This window comes from Saccharopolyspora sp. NPDC045839, from assembly GCF_056431645.1.
Window position 1 is genome coordinate 1 of the sequence record NZ_JBWKKH010000016.1, and the last position, 15733, is coordinate 15733.

The window sequence follows — 15733 nt, forward strand, 5'->3', positions numbered from 1 at the left end:
CGCCGCGCCAGATACCCGATACCCAGCACAAACACGAAATACAACGCCAACAACGCGAAATCCACCGCGTTGGCATCCAGCAGCTGACCCTGAGCTAGCAGCACTGCCACGCCACCTCCAGACCCAACAAAGTCGAACGACAACCACCACACTCGCGACAGCAGCCGGACAGTACCGCACAGTGGGGCGGATCACATCGCTCCGATATCATTTCGTTGGAACTCGACACTAAATCGATCAGGCGATTCCCGCCGGGCGGGCGGCCCGTTCGCGCGCCTCGCGGCACACGGGGCGTGACGAGCCGCGCGACCCGGCACGGCCATGCGAGTGATATGCGAAAATCCGCTCCCCGCAACGGAATGTGACCGGTACCGTCACTGTTGGCACATGCGCAGCGACGGGGGTGGAGCTGTGAACGCCCGGATCGATCTGGCGATCATCGACGGACTGGCGACGGGCCCGAACGAACGGCCCGCGAACGACGCACAACGCGTCCGCGACCGGCCGGAACAGTTCTGGCGGAACCTCGCCCGGCTGCTGACCCCGTGGACCACCACGCGGCTGCGGCCGTGCTGCCACGGCAAGCCGGACCGCGGCTGACGCGAATCCCGCTACGAGCCAACGCCTTTCAGCAGGGTATCCACGACGAGCGCGGCCATCTCGTCGGTGTCGGCGCCCGCCTTGCCCTCCTCGGCGGCCTCGTGGATCAGCGCGTAGTAGACCCGCCGCACCCACTCCAGGTCGACGTCCGCGCGCAGCACGCCGGCGTCCCTGGCGCGCTCCATCAGCCCGATGCAAGCCCGCCGCACCTCGCCGTGGATGCGCGAGACCTCGCCGGTGACCGCCCGGCTCATCGCGAATCCCCAGTCGACCTTCACCCGCAACACGTTCGCGGTGACCTGGTGCAGCGCGACCAGCGGCGGCGCGGCGGCCGGGCGCGCAGCTTCGACCGCGTCGCGGAACTGCTCGGCCGCCCAGGTGGTCATCGCCTCCACCAGCGCCTCCCGGCTGGCGAAGCGCCGGTGCACCGTCGTGCGCGCGACCCCGGCCGCCTCGGCGATCTGCCCCATCGACGCCGCCGGGTCCTCGCGGAGCACGCGTTCGGCCGCCTCCAGAATCCCCCGCGCGGTCCGCTCGGAGTCCGCACGCATCGCTCGTGCCACAACCACCTCCCAGAACCACCGAGACACTACACGGGAGTGCTAGTTCGCCAGCTACTTGCAACAGTTATGTCGCATCTATATAGTCTACCGCATCACTATTGATGCAACAGGGAGTCGGAGCATGGACCTGCAGTTGACCGGGAAGACCGCGCTCGTGACGGGCGCCAGCCGCGGCATCGGGCTGGCGGTCGTGTCCGCACTCGCCGCCGAAGGCGTGCGGGTCGTCGCCGCGGCGCGCACGATCACGCCGGAACTCGCCGCCACCGGCGAGATCGGCCGCACCGCCGACCTGTCCACACCGGACGGACCGGCGGACCTCGTCGAACAGGCCCTCACCGACGTGGGCGAACTGGACCTGCTCGTCAACAACGTCGGCGGCGGCGACGGCGGACTGCTCGGCGGCCTCACCGACCTCACCGAAGACGAGTGGCAGCGGACCTTCGACCTGAACTTCTTCAGCGCGGTCCGCACCACCCGCGCGGCGCTGCCGAGCCTGCTGCGCCGCCGCGGCTCGATCATCAACATCTCGTCGATCGGCGCCCGGGTGCCGCACTCCGGACCGATGCCCTACACCACCGCCAAGGCGGCGCTGACCGCGTTCGGCAAGGCGCTCGCCGCGGAGGTCGGACCGCAGGGCGTGCGGGTCAACACCGTCTCCCCCGGCCCGGCGCGCACAGCGATGTGGGAAGCGGCGGACGGGCACGGCGCGGCGATGGCCGAAGCGCTGGGAGTCCCCCTCGACCAACTGCTCGCCCAGCTCCCCACCGAAGCGGGCATGACCACCGGCCGGCTCGTCGAACCGGCGGAGGTCGCCGCGCTGGTCGCGTTCCTGGCCTCCCCGCACGCGGCGAGCACCGCGGGCGCCGACCACCTCGTCGACGGCAACGCGATCAAGACCGCCTGATCAAGGCCGCTTCGCGCCTGGTGAGCATGGGAACCTTCCTGTCACCCGCGGGCCGACAACGCCCGCCGGTGCCCCGGAAAGGGTGACTCAGAACAGCCGGTACTCGTCCGGCTCGATGCCGCGCAGCTGGTCGTAGTCCAGCACCACGCAGCGGATCCCGCGGTCCTCGGCCAGGGTGCGGGCCTGCGGCTTGATCTGCTGCGCCGCGAACACCCCGGCCACCGGCGCCAGCAGCGGATCCCGGTTCAGCAGCTCCAGGTAGCGGGTCAGCTGCTCGACGCCGTCGATCTCGCCGCGCCGCTTGATCTCGACCGCCACGCTCGCCCCGGCGGCGTCCCGGCACATCAGGTCCACCGGGCCGATCGCGGTCGGGTACTCGCGGCGCACCAAAGACCAGCCGTCGCCGAGGGTCGTGACGTGCGCGGCGAGCAACTCCTGCAGGTGCGCCTCGACGCCGTCCTTGACCAGACCCGGCTCCACGCCCAGCTCGTGCTTGGAGTCGTGCAGCACCTCTTCGATGCTGATCACCAGCTTCTCGCCGGCCTTGTTCTGCACGGTCCACACGCCGGGATCCTCGATCAGCCAGCACGGCGGGCTCATCCAGTTCAACGGCTTGTAGGCGCGGTCGTCGGAGTGGACCGACACCGACCCATCGGCCTTGACCAGCAGCAAGCGCTGCGCCATGGGCAGGTGCGCGGTGAGCCGGCCGACGTAGTCCACCTGGCAGCGGGCAATGACAAGTCGCACCCGGCACAGAGTACGGGCGTCGATCCAGAAGTCGAGCACCCCCGGGGCGCACCGGGCCGGACCTCGTTCTTCCCGCTGAGCGAGATACCGTTACGCCCCGTGTCCTTCGCCCGAACCCTGCTGCGCGTCAAGCCCGCCGAGCAACTCGCCGACGACGGCTCGCACTCCCAGCTGCGCCGGACCCTCGGCCTGGTACCGCTCGTGGCGCTGTCGGTCGGCGCGACCCTCGGCACCGGGATCTTCGTGGTGCTCGCCGAAGCCGCACCAGCCGCCGGTCCCGCCGTGGTCGTCTCGTTCGTGCTGGCCGGCGTGGCCGCGCTCTGCTCCGCGCTGTCCTACGCCGAACTCGCGGGCAGCGTGCCGGTGTCCGGCTCGGCCTACTCCTACACCTACGCCACGCTCGGCGAGCTCGTCGCCTGGATCTGCGGCTGGTGCCTGCTGCTGGAGTACGGGGTGTCGGTCGCCGCGGTCGCGGTCGGCTGGGGCGGCTACCTGAACGAGTTCCTGCAGGGCACGATCGGCGTCACCATCCCCGAGATCTTCGCCGCGCCGCCCGGCGACGGGGGCGTGTTCAACTTCCCGGCCGCGCTGATCGTGCTGCTCGCCACGGGCGTCCTGCTGCTGGGCGTGCGGGAGAGCGCCCGAGCCACCACGATCACCACCCTGCTCAAGATCGCGGTGCTGGTGTTCTTCTTCGCCGTGGCGATCACGGCGTTCCGCTCCGAGAACATGACGCCGTTCGCCCCGGCCGGGTTCGCCGGCATCTCCGTGGGCGCCTCGGCGGTGTTCTTCTCGTTCATCGGCTTCGACGCGGCGTCCACCGCCGGCGAGGAAGCCCGCAACCCGTCCCGCGACCTGCCCCGCGCGATCATCCTGTCGCTGGCCATCGTCACCGCCATCTACGTGCTGGTCGCCTTCGCCGCCGTCGGCGCGGTGGGCGTCGGCGCGCTCGGCGAATCCGACGCCTCGCTGGCCGCCGCACTGCGCATCGTGACCGGCCAGGGCTGGCCCTCGGTGGTGCTCGCGTTCGGCGCGGTCGTCGCCATCGCCTCGGTCGTGCTGACCGTGCTGTACGGGCAGACCCGGATCCTGGTGTCGATGTCCCGCGACGGCCTGATGCCGGGAATGCTGTCCAAGGTGAACCGGCGCGCGGTGCCCGCCCGGAACACCGTGGTGGTCGGCACCGTGGTGGCGCTGCTCGCCGCCGTCGTGCCGCTCAACCAGCTCGCCGAGGCCACCAGCATCGGCACACTGGTCGCGTTCGGGCTGGTCAACATCGGTGTCCTGGTGCTCCGCCGCACCCGGCCCGACCTGCCGCGCAGCTTCCGCACCCCGCTGATGCCGGTGGTGCCGCTGCTCGGCCTCGCCCTGTGCGTGTACCTGATCTTCGGCCTCGACGCGGTCACCTGGGTGACCTTCGCGATCTGGTCGGCGATCGGCCTGGCCGTGTACTTCGGCTACGGCCGCCGCAGGTCCCGGCTCAACGAGCGCAACACCGAACCCGCGAAGTGAGCATGGGAACCTTCCTGTCACTCCCGGCTCGCCGAAGCCGTGGTGCGGGTGACAGGAAGGTTCCCATGCACCAACCGCCGCCCCGCGGTGACAGGAAAGTTCCCATGCTTTCATCAGGGCAGGCGTAGCCACGCGGTCGTGTCGGCGGGGAGGGAGCCCGCTTCGAGCGGGGCGCTCGACAGCAGGACCTCTCCCGGCGGGAGCGGGACGGCCACGGGGCCGGTGTTGACCAGGACCAGGACGTCCTTGGCCCGCCGGAACGCCAGGACGTCGCCGGCGTCGTAGCGCTCGTCCCAGCCGAACCTCTCGTCGCCGCTGAACCCCCGCCGAAGCCGCAGCGCGGCGCGGTAGAGCTCCAGCATCGAGCCGGGGTCACCCCGCTGCGCCTCCACCGAGTAGCCGCCCCAGCCGGCGGGTTGCGGGAGCCACGGCGGCGCGTCGCCGAACCCGAAGGACACCCCGCCTCGGGTCCACGGCAGCGGCACCCGGCAGCCGTCGCGCCCCCTCACCTTGTGCCGGGAACGCGCCCACTTCGGGTCCCGCAGGACCTCCGCGGGCAAGTCCGCGACCTCCGGCAGCCCGAGCTCCTCGCCCTGGTACAGGTACGCGGAGCCGGGCAACGCCAGCGCGAACAAGATCGCCGCGCGCGCCCGCCTGGTGCCCAACTCCAGGTCCGCGGGCGGTTCGGTTCCGCCCGACGCCAGCCAGACCCGCAGGTCGACGTCGGTGGGCAGCCCCAGCGCGGAAACCTGCCGCACCACGTCGTGGTTGGCCAGCACCCAGGTCGCCACGGTTCCCACCGACGATGCTCCCGCAATCGACCCCGACACGACCCGCCGGTACTCCGACGCCCGCCAGCGCACCCGCAGGAACTCGAAATCGAAGGCCTGCTGCAGCTCGCCGGGCCTGATGTAGCGGACCCGCCGGTCGCTGCGCGCCCACACCTCGGCCACCCCTACCAGCGGCGGGTCGAACTCGTGGAACACCCGGTTCCACTCGCGGTACACGTCGTGCACCTCGGGCCGGTCGAGGAACGGGTGGTCGGGGTTGGCGGCGAAGTCGTCCAGCCCCGTGCTGCCCTCCCCGCCGACGACCTCCCGCAACGGCTCGCGCAGGTCCTTGACCAGCGCCGCGGCCACGTCCACCCGGAAACCGTCGACACCGCGACGCCCCCAGAACCGCAGGATGTCCAGGAACTCGGCGCGCACCTCCGGATTCGCCCAGTTGAGGTCGGGCTGCTCGGGGGCGAACAGGTGCAGGTACCACTGGCCGTCCGCCACCCGCGTCCAGGCGCTGCCACCGAACCGCGACTCCCAGCCGCTCGGCGGCCGCCTCCCGCCCGGCCCCCTGCCGTTGCGGAAGACGTACCGGTCGCGCTCCGGCGAACCGGGCCCGGCGGCCAGGGCCCGCCGGAACCACTCATGCCGGTCCGAGGTGTGGTTCGGCACGAGGTCGATCAGCACCCGGATGCCGAGCCCGTGCGCGGCGTCCACCATCCGGTCGAAGTCCCGCAGGGTGCCCAGGCTCGGGTCGATGCCGCGGTGGTCGGTGATGTCGTAGCCGCCGTCGACCCACCGCGACGGGTAGCAAGGCGTCAGCCAGATCGCGTCCACGCCCAGCCAGGCGAGGTGGTCCAACTTGGACGTCAGCCCCGGGAGATCGCCGATCCCGTCGGCGTTCGAGTCGGCGAAGCTGCGGGGGTAGATCTGGTACGTCACCGCGCTTCGCCACCAGGGGTGGGGCACTCGGGCTCGCTCCTCTTGGCTCGGGTCGTGGTTCGAGGTTCTCAGCTTGTGGTTCGGTTCGCCGGGTTCGGGGTTGGAGGGGTCGGGACCTTTAGAGGTTCGGTGTGCTTTGGGGCCATCCCCGCGATGGGTGGATTGTTGGTGCTGCGTGCCGGAGGTCAAGCCCGGCCTCGCGGCCGCCTCTTCGGGGTTTCAGGCTTGACATCCGACCCGCAGCATCAGAGCGGCTTTGTATCGCGGGGATGGCCCGGAGTGGGCTGGCGGGTTCGCGGCTTGCGTTGCGGGGTGGCCGTTTTCGGGTCAGCCGGGGCCGGTGGGGGTTTGGTTTCGGGGTGATCCGTTGTCGGGGGCGGGCCGTTGCGGGGATGGCGCTACTTCGCAGGAAATTGACTCCTGGCCGCCGGACGTGGTGCGCATGGCCGATGGCGGTGTGGGTTTGGTGGTGGATGCGGGTCGCCTTCGGCCTGTCGTGACCGTTTCCCTTGACACGACTCGATTTTTGTCGCCTTCGACTGGATGTTTCACCTGATCAAGCGACCATAAAAACAGTGCGAACACACGTTCGAATCAGGAGAATGGAGGTATGACACCGCTACTGAACACCCAGGACACGACAGTTGAGGCCATGCCTCCACAGTCGGCGGTGTCGTGCACCGATGCTGAACTCGCCACCCGCATTCAGAGGCTGGAGAAGGAGATGCGGGTGCTGATGTGGGAGCAACTGCAGTGCATCGCTGAAGCCGACCATCGCGCCATCCACACCGACACCACCGCCCGATCACTGCAGGTCTGGCTGCAGGGGCTGCTCAACATCGACCCTCGTGACGCGAAAACCCGCGTCACAGTCGCCCGCAACGTCGAAGACCGGCGGAGCCTGTACGGCGAAACAATGCCCCCGGACATGCCCGACACCGCCGCCGCCCTGGCCGAGGGCGCGATCGGGCTGGACCACGCGCGTGTCATCGTCAACGGAATCCGGCGTCTGCCCGACTACGCCCGCTGCCACCAGGTCGCCGAAGTCGAATCAACGCTTGCCGGGTATGCGCGGACGATGCCGCCGAGGGAGTTGGAGAAACTTGCCGAACGCATCCGCTACCTCCTCGACCAAGACGGCGCCTACCGCGACGAGGAAGCCCAGCACGACGCACGCGAGTTGCACTACGCGACCACCCGGGACGGGATGATTGTCATCAAAGCGAAACTGGACCGGGAGACGGGTGCGAAGTTCGCCGCGTTGATCGAGCCCCTCGCCGCACCCCACCCCGAGGTTGATGGGGAGAAGGATCCTCGCACCGCCGGGCAGCGGAACGCCGACGGCTTCGCCGCACTACTGGACTTGGCGCTGGACCATGATGGAATGCCCCGCACCGGTGGACAGCGGCCGCAGATGACGATCGCCATCGACTTCGACGACTTGAAGCGCGGCTTGGAGGTCATCGGCGAGGACGGCATGCCCGGCACCCTCAACACCGAACGCGCCATCACCGCCCACAACGCACGCCGTATCGCCTGCGACGCCGAGGTGCTGCCGATTGTCCTCGACGGCGACAGCCTCCCGCTGGACGTCGGCAGGACGAAACGCACCGCACCCACCCACATCCGCACCGCACTACTCCGCCGCGACGGCGCATGCGCCTTCCCAGGGTGTGACCGGCCGCCGGGGACACCGGAAGCACACCACGTCCAGCACTGGGTCGACGGCGGCGCCACCGACCTCACCAACATGGTCATGCTCTGCGCACACCATCACCGCACGCTTCACAACCAGAGGTGGGACATCGCCATGCGCGACGGGCGGCCCGAGTTCGTTCCACCGCCCACAGTGGACCCCAGGCGAACACCCAGACCAGGCGGCAGAGCACTCCCCGCCCAACACCGCGCGATCGTTGACCGGCACCTGGCGTCGTCGCGTGGTCATGCGAGCGCGCCCTCTGCTTGATCCGGGCCGACGGGGGTCCCGCGTGCGGCATCATGGGCTCATGCAGCAGACGAGCAGCCGCGAGGTTTACGCCAACTCGTGGATGACCGTTCGCGAGGACGGCATTCGCCGGGCCGACGGCTCGGACGGGATCTACGGCGTGGTCGACAAGCCCAACTACGCCTTGGTGATCCCGCTCGACGGCGATCGGCTCCACCTCGTGGAGCAGTTCCGCTACCCATTGGGCTTGCGGCGTTGGGAATTCCCGCAGGGCACCGCTCCCGATCGGCTCGATGTCGCGCCCACCGAGCTGGCCGCGCGGGAGCTGCGCGAGGAAACCGGACTGCGGGCCGAGAAGCTCGTCGACATCGGCGTCCTCGATGTGGCTCCCGGGCTCACCAGCCAGCGAGGCCGGGCGTTCCTGGCCACCGGGCTCACCTCCGGCGAGCACGAGCGCGAGCTGGAGGAGCAGGACATGCGCGCCTCCTGGTTCTCCCGGACCGAGTTCGAGGCGATGATCGCCGCAGGCGAGATCACCGATGCGCAGTCGATCGCCGCATACACCCTGCTTCTCCTGCACGAACGCCGGAACCCGGCCTGACCTGCCGCGGACCTCAACCGCCGGCTCCGGCAGGCACCGGTCAGGCCTCGTCGAGCACCGATCGCAGGAACGCCCGAGTGCGCTCCTGCTCCGGATTCTCGAACAGCTCGGCGGGCGGCTTGTCCTCGACGATCTTGCCCGCGTCGAACATCAGCACCCGGTGCGAGACGTCGCGGGCGAACTTCATCGCGTGCGTCACGCACAGCATCGTGATGTCGCTGGTGCGCGCCAGATCTCGCAGCACGTCCAGCACCTCGGCGGCCAGCTCCGGGTCCAGGGCCGAGGTGATCTCGTCGAGGAGCAGCACGTCCGGGCTCATCGCCAACGCTCGCGCGATCGCCACCCGCTGCTGTTGGCCGCCGGAAAGCTGCGTGGGATAGGCGTCGATCTTGTCCGCCAGGCCCACCACGTCCAGCAGTTCCCGCGCCCGTCGCTCGGCGTCCTCAGTGGACCTGCCGAGCACGTGGACCGGTGCTTCGGTGATGTTGCGCAGCACCCGCATGTTCGGGAACAGGTTGAACTGCTGGAACACCATGCCGATCCGCCTGCGCACCTTCCTCAGGTGCTTCTCGTCGGCGGGCACCAGCCGTCCTCCCCGGCGCACGTGGGTCAGGCAGTCCTCGCCGACGTGGATGGTGCCGCCGTCGACCCGTTCCAGCGTCATCAGCAGCCGCAGGATCGTCGTCTTGCCCGATCCGCTGGGCCCGATCAGCGTGACCCGCTCGCCCGGCCGCACCGCGAAGTCCAGCTCGTCCAGCACCACGTTGTCGCCGAACCGCTTCACCACGCGGTCGAACCGGATCATGTCGTGGCCCGCATCAGATCCCGACACGACTTTCCAATCTCCGCACCAGCAGCGACGACGGGTAGCTGAGCAACAGGAAGCAGATGCCCGCCAAGGTCAGCGGCTCGACGTACCGGTAGGCCTCCGCCCCGGCTTCCTGCGCCGCTCCCACCAGGTCGAGTACCCCGATCGCCAGCAGCAGTGGCGTTTCCTTGAACATCGAGATCGTGTAGTTGCCCAGCGCCGGCAGCACCCGCGGGATCGCCTGCGGCAGGATCACGCTCGTCCACACCCGGCGGGTGGGCAGGCTCAACGCCGTCGCCGCCTCCCACTGGCCTCGCGGTACGCCCTCGATCCCGGCTCGGTAGACCTCCGCGGTGTAGCAGGCGTAGTGCACGCCGAGGCCGATCACACCGGTGGTCAGCGAGGAGAACCTCACGCCGATTCCGGGCAGCACGTTGAACAGGAAGTACAACTGCACCAGCAGCGGCGTGCTTCGGACCAACTCGATGAACACCCAGACCGCCCCGCTGACCAGCCGGATCCGGGATCGCCGCAGCAGAGCCAGGACGAGGCCGAGCGCGAAGGCCACGATCGAACCCAGCAGCGTCGCCTCGAACGTCACCACCAGGCCGCGCAGGATGTCCGGGATGATCCGTCCGGTGAACTCCCAGTCCCAGATCAACTAGACCGCCCCGCCTTCGGCTCGGCCGAGCGCCTTCGACGGCGCGACGGGCTCGCGGCCGACGGCCGCCGCGGCGCGCTTCTCCAGCGCCCGCATCACCGCCGTGATCAGCAGCGCCAGCACCAGGTACAGCGCCAGCATCAGCAGGTAGATCAGCGCGGTCTGGCCGGTGAAGTTCGGTTCGAGGACGTCCCGGCCCTGGTAGGTGATGTCGTGCACGAAGATCAGCGACAGCAGCGCGCTGCTCTTCAGCAGCTGGATGAACAGGTTGTTGAACGGCGGGATCATCTCCACCACCGCCTGCGGCAGGATCACCCGCCACATCCGCTGCGCCGGGCCGAAGCTCAGCGCGACCGCGCACTCGTGCTGTTCCTTCGGCACCGCCCGCACCGCGCCGCGCACGATCTCGCCGCCGTACGCGCCGTGGTTCAGGCCGAGCACGAGGATGCCCGCCCACAGGGGCAGCAGCTCGAAGCCGACCAGCAGCGGCAGCGCGAAGAAGATCCAGAACAGCTGCACCACTTCGGATGTGCCGCGCCAGACTTCGACGTAGCTGCGGGCGATGGCACGCACCCACCGCCACGGCGACAGCATGCCGAGGCCGGCCGCGAACGACAGCACGACGCACAGCGCGATGCCGCACAGCGTCGCGATCACCGTCGCCGGCACACCTTGCAGCAGGACCGAGAGGAAGTGCGAGACGTTCCCGGACATGTCGCCCCCCGTCGCCGGGATCACCTACCGGCGCACAACGCCTCCGTGGTCACGTCGGCCGGTGGCAGGTTGTCGCTGGTGAAGCCGAACGGCTCGGTGATGCGCACCCATTCGCCGCTGTCGTGCAGCTTCTTCAGCTCGATGTTGAACGCGTCGCGCAGCACGGTGTCCGACGACCGGAACACGAACGCGCCCGCCTGCACCTCGGCCTTGCCGTCGATCACCGGTGTGAAGCCCTTGGTGACCTCGACCTGCGCGCCCGGGTTCTTCTTCACCACGTCGTTGAGCGAGATGTTGGTCAACGCGGCGCAGTAGGCGCGCTTGTTGAGGACCGCCTGCAGCAGCGCGTTCTGCGTGTCGAAGACCTGCACCTGCGAGTCGGGCACGCCCAGCCGCTGCGCGTAGTCCTTCTCCACCGCCCCGCTGAGCACCGCGAGCTGCAGCTTCTTCCTCACCACGTCTTCGAACGTGGCGACGCCCTCCGGGTTTCCCCTGGGCACCAGGAACGCCGTCGGCGCCAGGTAGTCCGGGATCGAGAACGCCGCGTTCTTGCAGCGTTCCGGGGTGATGAACATGCCCGCCGCGACCACGCTGAACTTGCCCGCGTTCAAAGCCGGGATCAACTGGTTGAAGTCGACCTGCGACGCCTGCACGTCGTTGACGCCCAAGCCGCGGAACACCGCGCGCGCCACCTCCGGCGCCTCGCCGGTGACCCGGCCGGCCGCGTCGGTGAAGCCGTAGGGCGCTTCGCCTGCGATGCCGACCTGGATGGTGCCGGAGCTGCGAGCCGCTTCGAGCGGATCACCGCCGGCCCCGCCCCCGCCGGTACGCGCGCACCCGCCCAGCACGAGTGCGCCCGCCGCGGCGCAGGAGCCCTTCAGGAAATCTCTTCGCGTCCACCCTCTGCTCGCCATGACCATCGCCCCTTCAACGCGGGAGCAGGGTCCTCGCCCATGGTCACGCCCGAACGGGTGAACCGCAGCTCAGTCGGTCACGCGTTCGATCTCGGCGCCCAGGCCGCGCAGGTTCTCCACGAAGTTCGGGTAGCCGCGGTCGATGTGGAACACGTCCCACACCTCGGTCGAACCGTCCGCGCACAGCCCGGCGAGCACCAGGCCCACCCCGGCGCGGATGTCGGTGGCCCACACCGGGGCGCTGGACAGCCGCTCCAGGCCGCGCACCACCGCGTGGTGCCCGTCGGTGCGGGCGTCGGCACCCATCCGGACCAGCTCCTCGATGAAGCGGAACCGGGACTCGAACAGGTTCTCGGTGATCATCGAAGTGCCATCGGCGACCGCCGACAATGCCAGCGCCATCGGCTGCAGGTCCGTCGGGAAACCCGGGTACGGCAGCGTCACGAAGTCCACCGCGTGCGGGCGGCCGTGCATCACCACGCGGAAGCTCTCCTCCGACGTGGTGACCTCCGCCCCGGCGCTGCGCAGCTTCTCCAGCACCAGGTTCACGTGCCGCGGATCGACACCGCGCACCATGATGTCGCCGCGGGTCGCAGCGGCGGCGAACGCCCAGGTCGCGCCGACGATCCGGTCCCCGATCACGCGGTGCTCGACCGCCTTGAGCGAGGACACCCCGTGCACCGTCAGCGTGGAGGTGCCGGCACCTTCGATCTTGGCGCCCATCTGCTGCAGCATCACGCAGAGGTCGACGATCTCCGGCTCCCGCGCCGCGTTGTCGATCACGGTGGTGCCTTCGGCCAGCACGGCGGCCATCAGGATGTTCTCGGTCGCGCCCACGCTGGGGAAGTCCAGCCAGATCTGCGCGCCGCGCAGGTTCTCCGCCTCGGCCACCACCGCGCCGTGCTCGATGTGGCTGGTCGCACCGAGCTGCCGCAGCCCGTTCTGGTGCATGTCCAGCGGGCGGGAACCGATCGCGTCGCCGCCGGGCAGCGTCACGACGGCACGACGGCACCGGGCGACCAGCGGCCCCAGCACGCACACCGACGCGCGCAGCTTGCCCATCGACGGGGAAATGGCCTCGTGGCTGATCGCCGCCGGAGTCGTGATGTGCACGGTGCCGCCATCGATCGACACCTCGCAGCCGAGGCTGCGCAGCACGTCGGCCATCAGCGGAACGTCGAGGATCTCCGGGCAGTTGACGATTGTCGTCGTGCCCTCCGCCAGCAGCGCCGCGGCCATCAGCTTCAGCACGCTGTTCTTCGCCCCGACGACGTCGACCTCGCCGACGAGGCGCGCCCCGCCGTGTACCCGGAAGTGCTCACTCACGAGCATCGAGGTTACGGCCAACCCCCCACCGCCATCGGAGCGGGTTGCATCGGAGCGAGCATGGGAACCTTCCTGTCACTCCAGCCCCGCAGAACTGGAGCATGGGAACCTTCCTGTCACGCCCGACAGGCCACGGCCGGTTCCGCCTAGGCTGACGGCATGGCTGTCCACCTGACGAAGATCTACACGCGGGCCGGCGACTCGGGCACGACGCGGTTGTCGGACAACTCCAAGGTGCACAAGACCGATCCGCGGCTCATCGCCTACGCGGACGTGGACGAGACGAACTCCGTGCTCGGCGTGGCGTTGGCCACCGCGCAGCTCTCCGACGACGTCGTCGAGGTTCTGCGGGCGGTGCAGAACGACCTGTTCGACGTGGGCGCGGACCTCTCCACGCCGGTCGCCGAAAGCCCGAAGTACCCGCCGCTGCGCATCACCCAGGCCTACGTCGACCGCCTCGAAGGCTGGTGCGACGAGTTCAACGCGCGCCTGGGCAAGCTGGATTCCTTCATCCTCCCCGGCGGCACCCCCGGCGGCGCGCTGCTGCACCAGGCCCGGTGCGTGGCCCGGCGCGCCGAGCGGTCCGCGTGGGCGCTGCAGGAAGCCGACGGCGAGCGCACCTCGCCGCTGCCCGCCAAGTACCTGAACCGGCTTTCGGACCTGCTGTTCATCCTCGCCAGGGTGGCGAACCCGGACGGCGACGTGCTCTGGCGCCCGGGCGGCAACGCCTAGAGGTCCTTGCCGAAGCACCTGCTCAGCGGGTCGTCGTGGTACACCCCGAACTTCTCGATCTCGGTGTAGCCGGAGGAGGTGTAAAGGGCCATCGCTTCCGGCTGCCGGATGCCGGTCTCCAGCACGATGCGCTTGCGACCGGCCAGCGCGGCGGTGCTCTCCAGTTCGGCGAGCATCCGCCGCGCCAACCCGTTCCCGCGCGCATCGGGAGCGATGTACATCCGCTTGAGCTCGGCGTCGCCGTCCCGGAAACCGGGCCCGTCTCCGTCCTGGACTCGCCAACCGCCGGAGGCGACCGCGCGGGCGTCGACGTAGCCGAGCAGGAACAGCCCGCCGGGCGACCGGAACTCGACGGGGTCCACCGGCGTCAGGTCTTCCTCGCCGTAGCGCACGACGTACTCCCGCTGGAGTTCGTCGATCAACCTCTTGGCGTCGGGGTGGTCGTACTCGACCGTCTCGATGCGCATTCCCGCAGCTTAGAGCCCTGGTCAGCGCACCGGTTTCGCGAACCAGTGCTTGGCGTACTGGTTGTCGTTGTACGCCGGAACCTCCTGGTAGCCGGCCGATTCGTAGAGCGCCCGGGCTTCGTGCAGCTCGGCAGCGGTGTCCAGGCGGATCAGCGAGCAGCCGAGCCGTCGCGCGCGCTCCTCCAGCGCCGCGAGCAAGGCCCGCCCCGCGCCCCTGCCGCGCAGCTCCGGCGCGATCCACATCCGCCGGATCTCGGCGATGCCACCCCCGGTGCGCACCGCGCCGCACCCGAGCACCCGGCCCTCGGCGCGAACCACCAGGAAATCCCCCGCCGGCGGCGTGAAGTCGTCCTTCGCGGGCGGGGCGGCGCGACTGGTGTCGAACCCGTCCGGGAACCGGCCGTTGAGCTCCTCGATGTAGCGGCCCAGGGCCAGCTGGGCCTCGGGACTGTCGATGGGTTCGGGTTCGATCGTGAAACTGGCTTGCTCTGTCACAGCGCCAAGTCTTCCCCGCGCACTGATTCACTTCCAGTTACGGAACTTCGGGAAGCGTAAAGTAGAACTTCATGCTCGACCCGTCGCGCCTGCTGGTGCTGCTGACCCTCCGGGAGCAGGGCAGCGTCACCCGCGCCGCCGAACAGCTCCGCCGGACTCCCCCAGCCGTGTCGCAGCAGCTGGCCCGGCTGGAGAACGAGGTCGGCGCCCAGCTCGTCGAGCGGCACGCCCACGGCGTCCGCCTGACCCCGCTGGGAATCCGCCTCGCGGAACAGGCCGAGCGCATCGCCGCGGCGCTCGACGACGCAACGGCCGACGCCGCGCGGTTCCGCGACGAACACCGCAACCGGCTGCGCCTCGGCGCCTTCCCCACCGCCGGGCTCGCGCTGCTGCCGGAGACGCTCGCCGCGCTGCGCCACCGGCATCCGGGCGCGGAGCTCTCCGTGGTGGACCTGGGTCCCGCGGAGGGCATCGATCGGGTCGCCGCGCACCAGCTCGACCTGGCGCTGGTCGGCGAGTACGACGAGCCGCTCGACGTCCCGCCGGGCGTGCGCCTCGTGCACCTCCTGGACGATCCCGTCCACGCCGTCCTGCCCAGCGACCACCCGCTCGCCGAGAGGGCCGAGCCGCGGCTCCACGACTTCCGCGACGACACCTGGGCCTGCGCCCCGCGCAGCCTGCCGAACCGGCGACAGCTGGAGGCCGCCGCCCGAGCCGAGGGCGTCACCCCGAAGGTGGCCTTCGAGTTCGAGTCCTACGCCGTCGCCGAAGCCGTGGTCTCGGCCGGGGTCGCGGTCTCGTTCATCCCCCGGCTCGCCATCGGCGAGGCCGCCGGCACCGTGCACCGGCCGCTCGCGTCCGGGCTGCACCGCCGCATCCACGCCGCCGTGCCCACCAGCACCCGGCACGCCCCGCTCACCGACGTCTTCCAGCAGCTCCTGCACGACATCTGCGCCGAGCTCGGTCGCCGGATGTGAGCATGGGAACCTTCCTGCCACCCATGTGACAGGAAAGTTCCCATGCTGT

At 69.9% G+C, this 15733-nt stretch carries 17 protein-coding genes; 7 read left to right on the top strand and 10 right to left on the bottom strand.

Annotated features, from left to right (window positions below; genetic code table 11):
* The first annotated feature begins 411 nt into the window (after positions 1-411).
* Complete coding sequence (locus AC07EQ_RS22215; RefSeq protein WP_478389834.1) at positions 412-600, top strand: hypothetical protein; 189 nt, start codon at positions 412-414, stop codon at positions 598-600.
* A gap of 11 nt (positions 601-611) precedes the next feature.
* Here the strand turns inward: AC07EQ_RS22215 and AC07EQ_RS22220 are convergent, their stop codons facing one another.
* Complete coding sequence (locus tag AC07EQ_RS22220) at positions 612-1163, bottom strand: TetR/AcrR family transcriptional regulator (RefSeq protein WP_478389835.1); 552 nt, start codon at positions 1161-1163, stop codon at positions 612-614.
* 121 nt (positions 1164-1284) lie between these two features.
* Here AC07EQ_RS22220 and AC07EQ_RS22225 point away from each other — a divergent pair, with 121 nt between their 5' ends.
* Entirely contained in the window at positions 1285-2067 is a 783-nt protein-coding gene (locus AC07EQ_RS22225; RefSeq protein WP_478389836.1) for an SDR family oxidoreductase, read from the top strand.
* A gap of 87 nt (positions 2068-2154) precedes the next feature.
* Here the strand turns inward: AC07EQ_RS22225 and nucS are convergent, their stop codons facing one another.
* Positions 2155-2814 (bottom strand): endonuclease NucS, encoded by a 660-nt coding sequence (nucS, locus tag AC07EQ_RS22230; protein ID WP_132493184.1) that lies wholly within the window; start codon positions 2812-2814, stop codon positions 2155-2157.
* A 99-nt stretch (positions 2815-2913) separates the two neighbouring features.
* Here nucS and AC07EQ_RS22235 point away from each other — a divergent pair, with 99 nt between their 5' ends.
* Positions 2914-4326, top strand: a complete 1413-nt coding sequence (locus tag AC07EQ_RS22235) for an amino acid permease (RefSeq protein ID WP_478389837.1) — start codon at positions 2914-2916, stop codon at positions 4324-4326.
* Between the two features lie 113 nt (positions 4327-4439).
* Here AC07EQ_RS22235 and AC07EQ_RS22240 read toward each other — a convergent pair whose 3' ends face one another.
* On the bottom strand, positions 4440-6044 hold the full coding sequence (locus tag AC07EQ_RS22240) for a glycoside hydrolase family 13 protein (RefSeq protein WP_478389838.1): 1605 nt from the start codon (positions 6042-6044) through the stop codon (positions 4440-4442).
* A gap of 610 nt (positions 6045-6654) precedes the next feature.
* On the opposite strand from AC07EQ_RS22240, the gene AC07EQ_RS22245 reads away from it, so the two are divergent.
* Both AC07EQ_RS22245 and AC07EQ_RS22250 read left to right on the top strand, forming a co-directional pair.
* Positions 6655-8010: an HNH endonuclease signature motif containing protein gene (locus AC07EQ_RS22245; protein WP_478389839.1), complete on the top strand. Its 1356-nt coding sequence runs from the start codon at positions 6655-6657 to the stop codon at positions 8008-8010.
* 40 nt (positions 8011-8050) lie between these two features.
* Positions 8051-8590, top strand: a complete 540-nt coding sequence (locus AC07EQ_RS22250) for an NUDIX domain-containing protein (protein ID WP_478389840.1) — start codon at positions 8051-8053, stop codon at positions 8588-8590.
* 40 nt (positions 8591-8630) lie between these two features.
* Here the strand turns inward: AC07EQ_RS22250 and ehuA are convergent, their stop codons facing one another.
* From ehuA to murA, 5 genes are all read right to left on the bottom strand, one after another.
* The gene (gene ehuA, locus AC07EQ_RS22255) at positions 8631-9395 is read right to left on the bottom strand and encodes an ectoine/hydroxyectoine ABC transporter ATP-binding protein EhuA (protein WP_093271119.1); all 765 of its coding nucleotides are present in this window, start codon (positions 9393-9395) and stop codon (positions 8631-8633) included.
* Between the two features lie 13 nt (positions 9396-9408).
* The gene (gene ehuD, locus AC07EQ_RS22260; RefSeq protein ID WP_478389841.1) at positions 9409-10059 is read right to left on the bottom strand and encodes an ectoine/hydroxyectoine ABC transporter permease subunit EhuD; all 651 of its coding nucleotides are present in this window, start codon (positions 10057-10059) and stop codon (positions 9409-9411) included.
* The gene (ehuC, locus tag AC07EQ_RS22265) at positions 10060-10773 is read right to left on the bottom strand and encodes an ectoine/hydroxyectoine ABC transporter permease subunit EhuC (RefSeq protein ID WP_478389842.1); all 714 of its coding nucleotides are present in this window, start codon (positions 10771-10773) and stop codon (positions 10060-10062) included.
* A 20-nt stretch (positions 10774-10793) separates the two neighbouring features.
* On the bottom strand, positions 10794-11687 hold the full coding sequence (ehuB, locus tag AC07EQ_RS22270; protein WP_478389843.1) for an ectoine/hydroxyectoine ABC transporter substrate-binding protein EhuB: 894 nt from the start codon (positions 11685-11687) through the stop codon (positions 10794-10796).
* 69 nt (positions 11688-11756) lie between these two features.
* Positions 11757-13013 (bottom strand): UDP-N-acetylglucosamine 1-carboxyvinyltransferase, encoded by a 1257-nt coding sequence (murA, locus tag AC07EQ_RS22275; protein WP_132493176.1) that lies wholly within the window; start codon positions 13011-13013, stop codon positions 11757-11759.
* A 159-nt stretch (positions 13014-13172) separates the two neighbouring features.
* Here murA and AC07EQ_RS22280 point away from each other — a divergent pair, with 159 nt between their 5' ends.
* On the top strand, positions 13173-13745 hold the full coding sequence (locus AC07EQ_RS22280) for a cob(I)yrinic acid a,c-diamide adenosyltransferase (RefSeq protein WP_452618226.1): 573 nt from the start codon (positions 13173-13175) through the stop codon (positions 13743-13745).
* On the opposite strand, the gene AC07EQ_RS22285 is transcribed toward AC07EQ_RS22280, so the two are convergent.
* Together AC07EQ_RS22285 and AC07EQ_RS22290 are read right to left on the bottom strand one after the other, a co-directional pair.
* Entirely contained in the window at positions 13742-14212 is a 471-nt protein-coding gene (locus AC07EQ_RS22285; protein ID WP_478389844.1) for a GNAT family N-acetyltransferase, read from the bottom strand. The two genes, AC07EQ_RS22280 and AC07EQ_RS22285, sit on opposite strands and share 4 nt — an antisense overlap.
* Before the next feature lie 21 nt (positions 14213-14233).
* Positions 14234-14707, bottom strand: a complete 474-nt coding sequence (locus AC07EQ_RS22290) for a GNAT family N-acetyltransferase (RefSeq protein WP_478389845.1) — start codon at positions 14705-14707, stop codon at positions 14234-14236.
* Positions 14708-14778: 71 nt separating this feature from the next.
* Between AC07EQ_RS22290 and AC07EQ_RS22295 the strand changes: the two genes are divergently transcribed.
* Positions 14779-15684 carry a LysR family transcriptional regulator gene (locus AC07EQ_RS22295; protein ID WP_478389846.1) on the top strand — a complete coding sequence of 302 codons (906 nt, stop codon included), beginning with the start codon at positions 14779-14781 and terminating at the stop codon, positions 15682-15684.
* The last annotated feature ends 49 nt before the right edge of the window (positions 15685-15733 follow it).